General features: G+C 40.7%; 6 protein-coding genes and 1 pseudogene. All 7 read right to left on the reverse strand.

Annotated features, from left to right (window positions below):
* Nucleotides 1–3,303 (reverse strand): host specificity protein J, encoded by a 3,303-nt coding sequence (locus ACWIT3_RS08840; protein ID WP_457162352.1) that lies wholly within the window; start codon nt 3,301–3,303, stop codon nt 1–3.
* A 3-nt stretch (nt 3,304–3,306) separates the two neighbouring features.
* On the reverse strand, nt 3,307–3,930 hold the full coding sequence (locus ACWIT3_RS08845) for a tail assembly protein (RefSeq protein WP_226690813.1): 624 nt from the start codon (nt 3,928–3,930) through the stop codon (nt 3,307–3,309).
* Nucleotides 3,873–4,607, reverse strand: a complete 735-nt coding sequence (locus ACWIT3_RS08850; RefSeq protein WP_457162353.1) for a C40 family peptidase — start codon at nt 4,605–4,607, stop codon at nt 3,873–3,875. The genes ACWIT3_RS08845 and ACWIT3_RS08850 overlap by 58 nt, the downstream gene beginning before the upstream one ends.
* Nucleotides 4,608–4,610: 3 nt before the next feature.
* Nucleotides 4,611–5,324, reverse strand: a complete 714-nt coding sequence (locus tag ACWIT3_RS08855; RefSeq protein WP_457162354.1) for a phage minor tail protein L — start codon at nt 5,322–5,324, stop codon at nt 4,611–4,613.
* 6 nt (nt 5,325–5,330) lie between these two features.
* Nucleotides 5,331–5,789 carry an enoyl-CoA hydratase gene (locus ACWIT3_RS08860; RefSeq protein WP_457162355.1) on the reverse strand — a complete coding sequence of 153 codons (459 nt, stop codon included), beginning with the start codon at nt 5,787–5,789 and terminating at the stop codon, nt 5,331–5,333.
* Nucleotides 5,786–6,394: a hypothetical protein gene (locus ACWIT3_RS08865; protein ID WP_457162356.1), complete on the reverse strand. Its 609-nt coding sequence runs from the start codon at nt 6,392–6,394 to the stop codon at nt 5,786–5,788. The genes ACWIT3_RS08860 and ACWIT3_RS08865 overlap by 4 nt, the downstream gene beginning before the upstream one ends.
* A gap of 7 nt (nt 6,395–6,401) precedes the next feature.
* Nucleotides 6,402–6,862 (reverse strand): annotated as a pseudogene (locus tag ACWIT3_RS08870) (hypothetical protein); the annotation flags it as partial.

Genomic DNA, 6,862 nt, shown 5'->3' on the forward strand with positions numbered 1-6,862 from the left:
TTAAATTCCCTGAACTAGCAATACTAGTTCACCTAGCAACTGATTCGATTCAAAAGAAATATTCGCAGTCACGTTTGCTGGTATTTTAAATGTCTTAGTTAGATGTCTAAACACTACTTTTTCATCTGGAGTTGAAATTTCTTCATCTACAATTGTAGTGTTATTTAACATCATTTTAAAAGTAACAGATGCGCCAATAGGACCAACATAATGATCATTGTCATTACCAGTTGAGTAGTGGTATCCAGCTTTCCCGGCTGCAACAAGCATGACGGGACATAAGTAAACAGTTCTCTCTCTGCTGAATGCAGGAATGATGATATTGTCATAAACAATTTTAGCTACTCTATTTGATCCAGCAACTCTTTTACCTATTGTCGAGTAAAATTTCAATACATCACCGACAATTTTATCAGCGTAGACAGTTCCCCCAAAGAATCCATCTGTTGCCTCAATTCTACCTTTGAAGACCCCAGAATTGGCTATGATATGTCCATTGGGATTTACAGTGAATACACCATTTCCAATATCAATTTGACCACCTTTTATTGTCGGCGAAGTTATTGAAGTATTGGCTTGGATCTTATCACCTGTGATCGAATTGCTAACGATAAGATCGCCGTCAAGCGCAACTCTAGACTGTCCATTTTGCGTTGAAACTAAAAACGGAGTTTTTAATTCACGACTGTTCGGATCTGCAATAACAAACTTATTCGCAGAAATAATCACTTGTGATTCTTCATTCTCAGCATCTGCACCAATTGCAATACCTGCGATCGCTTTCTTACCACTAGCATGATCTTCAACTTTGAGAATGTGCATTGAATTCATTCTTGCTGCATTGCTTTTCCCAGTCTTCTCAATCTTCGTTATCTGTTCAGCAAGTTCTTGTGAAAAAGCATTACTTGAGATTTGACCTTTTAGATACTCAACAAGTTTTGAACCTGAGCTTTCAGATGTGCCAACGACAGATTCTGTGAACTCTCCCGCATTTCCGTTTGCAGTATCAAGCATGCGTGCCCAGAAATAGTACGTCTCGTTTACCCCAAGTCCGTCAAACGAATAACTGTTTGTCGGATAAGCTAGTGTGACGAGTTTTCTTGCTGTTTCAAAGCGTTCCTCTGTACTCATCCAAATCTCAATTGCTGAGTTAGGGTTCGCAAATACTGGATTTTTCCACTGCAGCAAAATCCCAAACACTTTCGAAACAGTAGTTAATTCGCTCACAGCAAAGCTGATATTAAACGCCTTAGTAACCGCCTCTGATAGCTGTCCTTGTTCGTTCTTGGCACGAATTTCTGCAACGTATTCGCCATCAGGTAAGCCGATAAATTTGTAGTTTGGTGATGTTAAATCATCATAGATTTTATAAAAAGTACCACCTTTATATAACTTGATCTGATATTTCACCATTGCGCTGTGCTTGACCACGTAATCAAAACTCAACGATACACCATCACCGTCTGCTTGTACTTCGACGTGTTGCACTTTATCGAGGCCAGCAGTAGAAAGTGTTGTTTCTTTTGGCTCAAAGACTGCACCGTTATCTACGATAGCTTCTTTTTGTGGTTCGTGTTGAAGCGCAACAATTGTGTATTGACCTTGCTTTTCTTCGCTTATCGTCAATGCTCTAAATAACTGCACGTTGATTTCTTGTGTCGTTAAGGACCAAACACCGAATTCTGCTAAACCAACTGGCTCGGACTCTAACGTCACTTCATTACCATTCACATTCACAATGCGAATATCAGTATGTTTAGCTTCCTGATTAATGTATGTTAAATAACTCTTATCCCAGGGTGTGATCTCTCTATCTAGCGTTACTTTTCTACCGTCGACAGCCAATACACGACCACCAATATTAGTATCAGCATAATGACAATCTGCTATGCGAATAATGTCACCTGGTAAATGCATTAAGCCTTCAGCACCGACAGCAAAAGTCACCGTCTTGGTCTCTAGTCGTTCAGTCTCTAAGATCCATTTTCCTGTGCGAAATGCTTGACCACGTGATGTGCAGCCAAACGCCGTCACTTTTTTAATATTTAAACCATGACGACGAATTAAATCATCATCAGATACGATTTCTATCTTTCTTTCGTAACTATCACTTGCGTCAACATATTCAACATGAATCTCGTTGTGTCTCGCTTTTTGTGCAGAATATTGATAGGAGAACTCACCACTGATTACATTCGCATTTGTGTAAGTCCATACTGGATCCGCAGGTCTGTCCATTACGACAGTGAACTCTTGTCCGTTCCATACTGGCATTGCGCGAAAGATTGAACAGATGTCATTAATCACGTCATATGCTTTACGCTGTTCTGTCAGCCAAGCATTACAAGTGAATCGAGGTTCTTTGCCACCGAATCCATCTGGTACAAGCTGATCACAATATTGCGCCACTTGATATAACGTCCACTTATCAACATTAAACGAACCTAAACGCCAGCCTAAGCCATAGCGCTTATTCGTCATTAAGTCGTAAAGCACCCACGCTGGATTATTTGACCAAGCAATTTTAAATGTACCATCCCAAAGCCCTGTATAAGTACGATTCACAGGGTCATAGTTACTCGGCACTTTGATTTTTATACCGTAGATTTCATAAGTGCGGTTTGGGATTGAACTAAAATATTCAGAATCAAAGCGAACACCGACAATAGCGGTATTCGGGTAAGCAAATTCAGTCTCAATAATTTCTGTATAACTTGCCCAAATTGTGTTGTTTTGTAACCGCTGAGATGTACTATCTGCTGTTACACGCTCAACTTTGATTTTAAACGGAACAACGGGTAAATCATCAAATTCGAATTGTTTAAGATATTGAGAACTATACTTACCATTGATTGAAACTGGGTAGCTCGTTTCTCCAATCGTAATCATTAAGTCTACTTTAGAACCGTAGGTATCGCCTTTATCATTTTGACTAAAAAGCGATTGAACACCAACAGTAAAACGTAAACGACTCACTTTGTTATCCGTCACAGTACGAGTAAGTGGCGTTAATTTTCTTACCTGAGCACCGACTGACACTTCTTTTTCAGACGTATTGAAACCTTCCATTATTGCTTGGTCTTGTGTTCCAATTCGCCCTTGTGCATCAACGTTTTTAAAATTGTAGCTATCATCACTTGCTTGAATTGGCGTTTTATCCAAGTATACGGATTTAACACCATCCACTAAGCCTTGAATCTCACCCTCAGATATAATTTCTACAATCTTGACAAACTGTTTAGAACGCCCACTTTCTGGAGCTTCATAAGGCGTATGTCCACCACCACCTTTTTTCCCACCCATAACTTACCCCTTCAAAAATCCTACGTCTTTATTTTTACTTACAATATCTACATCGATAGTTTCTACCCCCTGAGAAATTACCATTGACCCACAGAGCATACGTCCATAAGCAAGTGGTACTATTCTCCCTTGTGCGACCATATTCGAAAGATTAGAAAATGAAGTAGATCGTTTTTTCTCTGTATCATTCCCTATACCTTGCATTTCTGGTGGTTTAGTCAACATTTGAGCAACACCACCAAGAGTAAGCGCAGCCCCCATACCGAATACCACGCCTTTTGTAATAAGCCCTCCGAATAAGCCTGCACCTGGCACAAATATCGATGCGGCCATTAAAGCAGCTCCAAGAATCACATTAAATACACCGCCACGCTTTGAACCTTTTAGAACTGGCGTTAAATGAATCGTCATTCCTTCTTTTAGCTTGTAATACAAGCCCTTTTCCAAATATCGATTGTCGATATATTCTTTGCCGATTCTTAGCGTGAAATAGCCTTTTTGAATAAATTCTCTTAGCTTCGGAATTTGTGTTGTGAGTGCTTTTATAGCTTCTGATGCGTTCTCGATATCTAGTTTGAATGCAGTTCCAAACTGTCTAAGACTGCCGTAAAATTTAACGTTGACCATTCTTTAAATCTCCAAATGCTGTGCGTGTGCTTGAGCCAATACCCGTCATATAGATCGCGCTTAGAAAGCCGTTTGGGGCTGTGATGTAATACTTGCTGATTACCGATATAAATCGCTGCGTGGTTCGGTACGTCGGCACCGACTTGCATCAAAATAACATCACCTACCTGCACCCCGTTTTCATCAAAAACACGCTCAAAACCGTGTTTTTCCATGTTATCCAGATACAGATTTTGACCGTCTTCCCACCAGAAGTCGTCACGTTCGAAATCTGGGAAATCAATGCCAGCCAAGCGATAAAAATCGCGGAATAGCGTGTAGCAATCCGTTTTTCCGTGAATAAAATCGCGCCCGATAAGTGGCTGGATAACGGGGAACTCGTGGACCTCATCATGACAAACAAGCCAGAAATCAAGATTTGAGAACATCTGCGTTTGACGATCCATTGCGGATAGAAACGGCTTGCCGTTTGGGTGTGAGTGAACAAGTGCTACGATTCCGTCGTATTCGCTCGCTTTTAAGAAATCATCTGCTGAAATCTCAAAATGATTCTCTTTATCTTCAGCAATGTTTTCACAAGCGATGAAGATTTTTTCTTGACCATTAAAAACAACAAAGCCGCACATTTCGCGCGGCTCACATTGTTTTGCGTAATCAATTATTTTTTTCTCGAGCATAAACTACCTCAATTTATTTACAGAAACGAATCCACCGTAGTTTCGAGTGTTTTTTCTTAAATCGCACCCAGTAACTAAGCAGCTACACTTATCTTTTTTTGGATCACGCGTCGGCTGATCTTTCTCATCAGCAACCGGCGGACCTGTGTAACCGCACTCTGCCGAACGGTATAACCAGCCGCACTGAATCCCGATTGTGCGCGATGAAATTAGTGCATTATCTGTCTCCGTTGGGATTGCTAACGTAAAAACGGCAATATCACGATTTAATGTTGCTAACTGCTCAATTACATAGAACGTCAAAACACCTTGCGTTGAATCCGCTTTATCGTTGCCGTCTTTAAAATTGACCGCATCGAGATACTGCGCATAGACTTGCCAGCGGCGCACAATACCACCTAAGCACTGATCAAAGCGGTTCACAATACCAGTAACGAATCCGTTTAAGTTTGCCAGTGTCAACTGCGGTCGATTCGACGGACCTTGCCCAGATATTGAAAAGCCCGTTGCGCTCGCGCCGAACGGCTGATAAGTGTTACCTTGCCACACAATAGGATTCAGCATTTCATTAGTGCCAGCGTAGAATCTATAAAGTTCGCCGTTCATTCCATTGCGATCTTTAAGTCCGCGCAAATCAACTTCGAACAAGTCGATCATTGCATCTTGTTCGAGCTTTGAAAGCTCGAGTTTCATTTCAGTGCTGATTAATTTCGGCATTTAAAATCACCATTTCTTAAAGATTGCGAATAGCTCGTTCGGACTGAATCGCCAGCCCTGATCGCTGTTTTTGATTGCATTGAAGCACCATTCACTACAAAAATACTTACTGTGTTTTTGTCGAATCCCGCAAACAATACCAACCGCGCCCCACCAATCGTATTTTGCGCCTTTCGTTTTATTGAAATAACTTCGCACTTGAGATTCACTCACTCTTTCGAGCTTGATTAAATCCCACTTATCGTTATCTAAAGTCATCTCTTTTTTGCGTACGCCACCATCACGAATCGATGCTGAATAACAAAAAGTGCGACCGTCATTTGCTAGCACGATCTCGCAATGTGAGTATTCTCCCTTTGTGAGTTTTCGTGTAAGCCAGTCTGAGAATCTCGCTAAGAGTGCGGTAAGATTTTTCCCTTTTTTACGACCTTTATATAAAGCTAGATAAACTCCATTTTTAATCATTGCTGTGCCTCTGCTAGTGCTTTCATTTTTCCGATAATGTCATCGTGAATCCGTTTCAATTCTTCTTCGCTTAGCTCTTCGTGCTTGAGTTCGTACTTTCTCATACGTTGAACTGCCAGTTGCTCTTGTAGCGTTCTAAGCCCGTTTGCTTGCTGTAAAATCAACAAAGTAGCAGACTTGTTATCAAGCCCCGCAACAGTCGAGAACATTGTAATGTACTTGCTCGGCTCGCCTTTAAATCCCGATTCTTTATACTCAATAGCTGCCGCTTCTCGCTCTTTGTATTCTTCAGCGAATCGAGTCCACTTTGTTAGAATCGCAGCCGCTGTGTTATCAACGTCATCAAATAACTCTTTGATTAAGCTGCGTTTAACTTCAAGCTGTTTGCCTTCCGGAATAACCCATTTTTCGCCATTCCAAACACAAGATTCACATTCACGGCGTGGCACTAAAATGTATTCATTGTTAAAAAAAACGAGCTCTTTATTATCGAGCTCGCTTTCGTTTTCCACTTCAAACTCTATGAAGTTTTCTAATTCGTTGGATTCAGGTGCGGGGAAGATTTGATATTGATTTAAATCACTTTTAAAAAAATAGATTTTCATAAGACCCTCAAATAATATATACCTCTTTTAAGTATCTACCACCAGCTGAAGATACTCTCATAGTTGTACCAGATGCGCTGATATCGAATCTAAGCTGTCTGACATTAGTCCACGAGTGATACCAAATAACAGAAGTGAATGATATGTCACCGCTGTTTTTATTTTCGATGTTAAACGCATTAAAACTCACAACCTCAACTAAATTATTATCTGTTAGAGTGTGATTTTGATCATGCTGCATGAGAACGATAACAGTCTTGCCTAATGCGTTCTTGCTTAATGTAATATCCCCCGAGTTTACGTTACCCGCCCAAACTCGCTCAGGTTGCGGTGTCAAAGATTCGTTTACATAGTTGTAAAATTGACCGACAGCATACTCACTAACCGGAACATTTCTTCTATTGCCGTTGTATGAGTTAGATATCTCCCCCTCATAACCTGCGGGACCACGAGGTCCCTTGATGTTAA

It is taken from the genome of Pasteurella sp. P03HT (assembly GCF_054052285.1).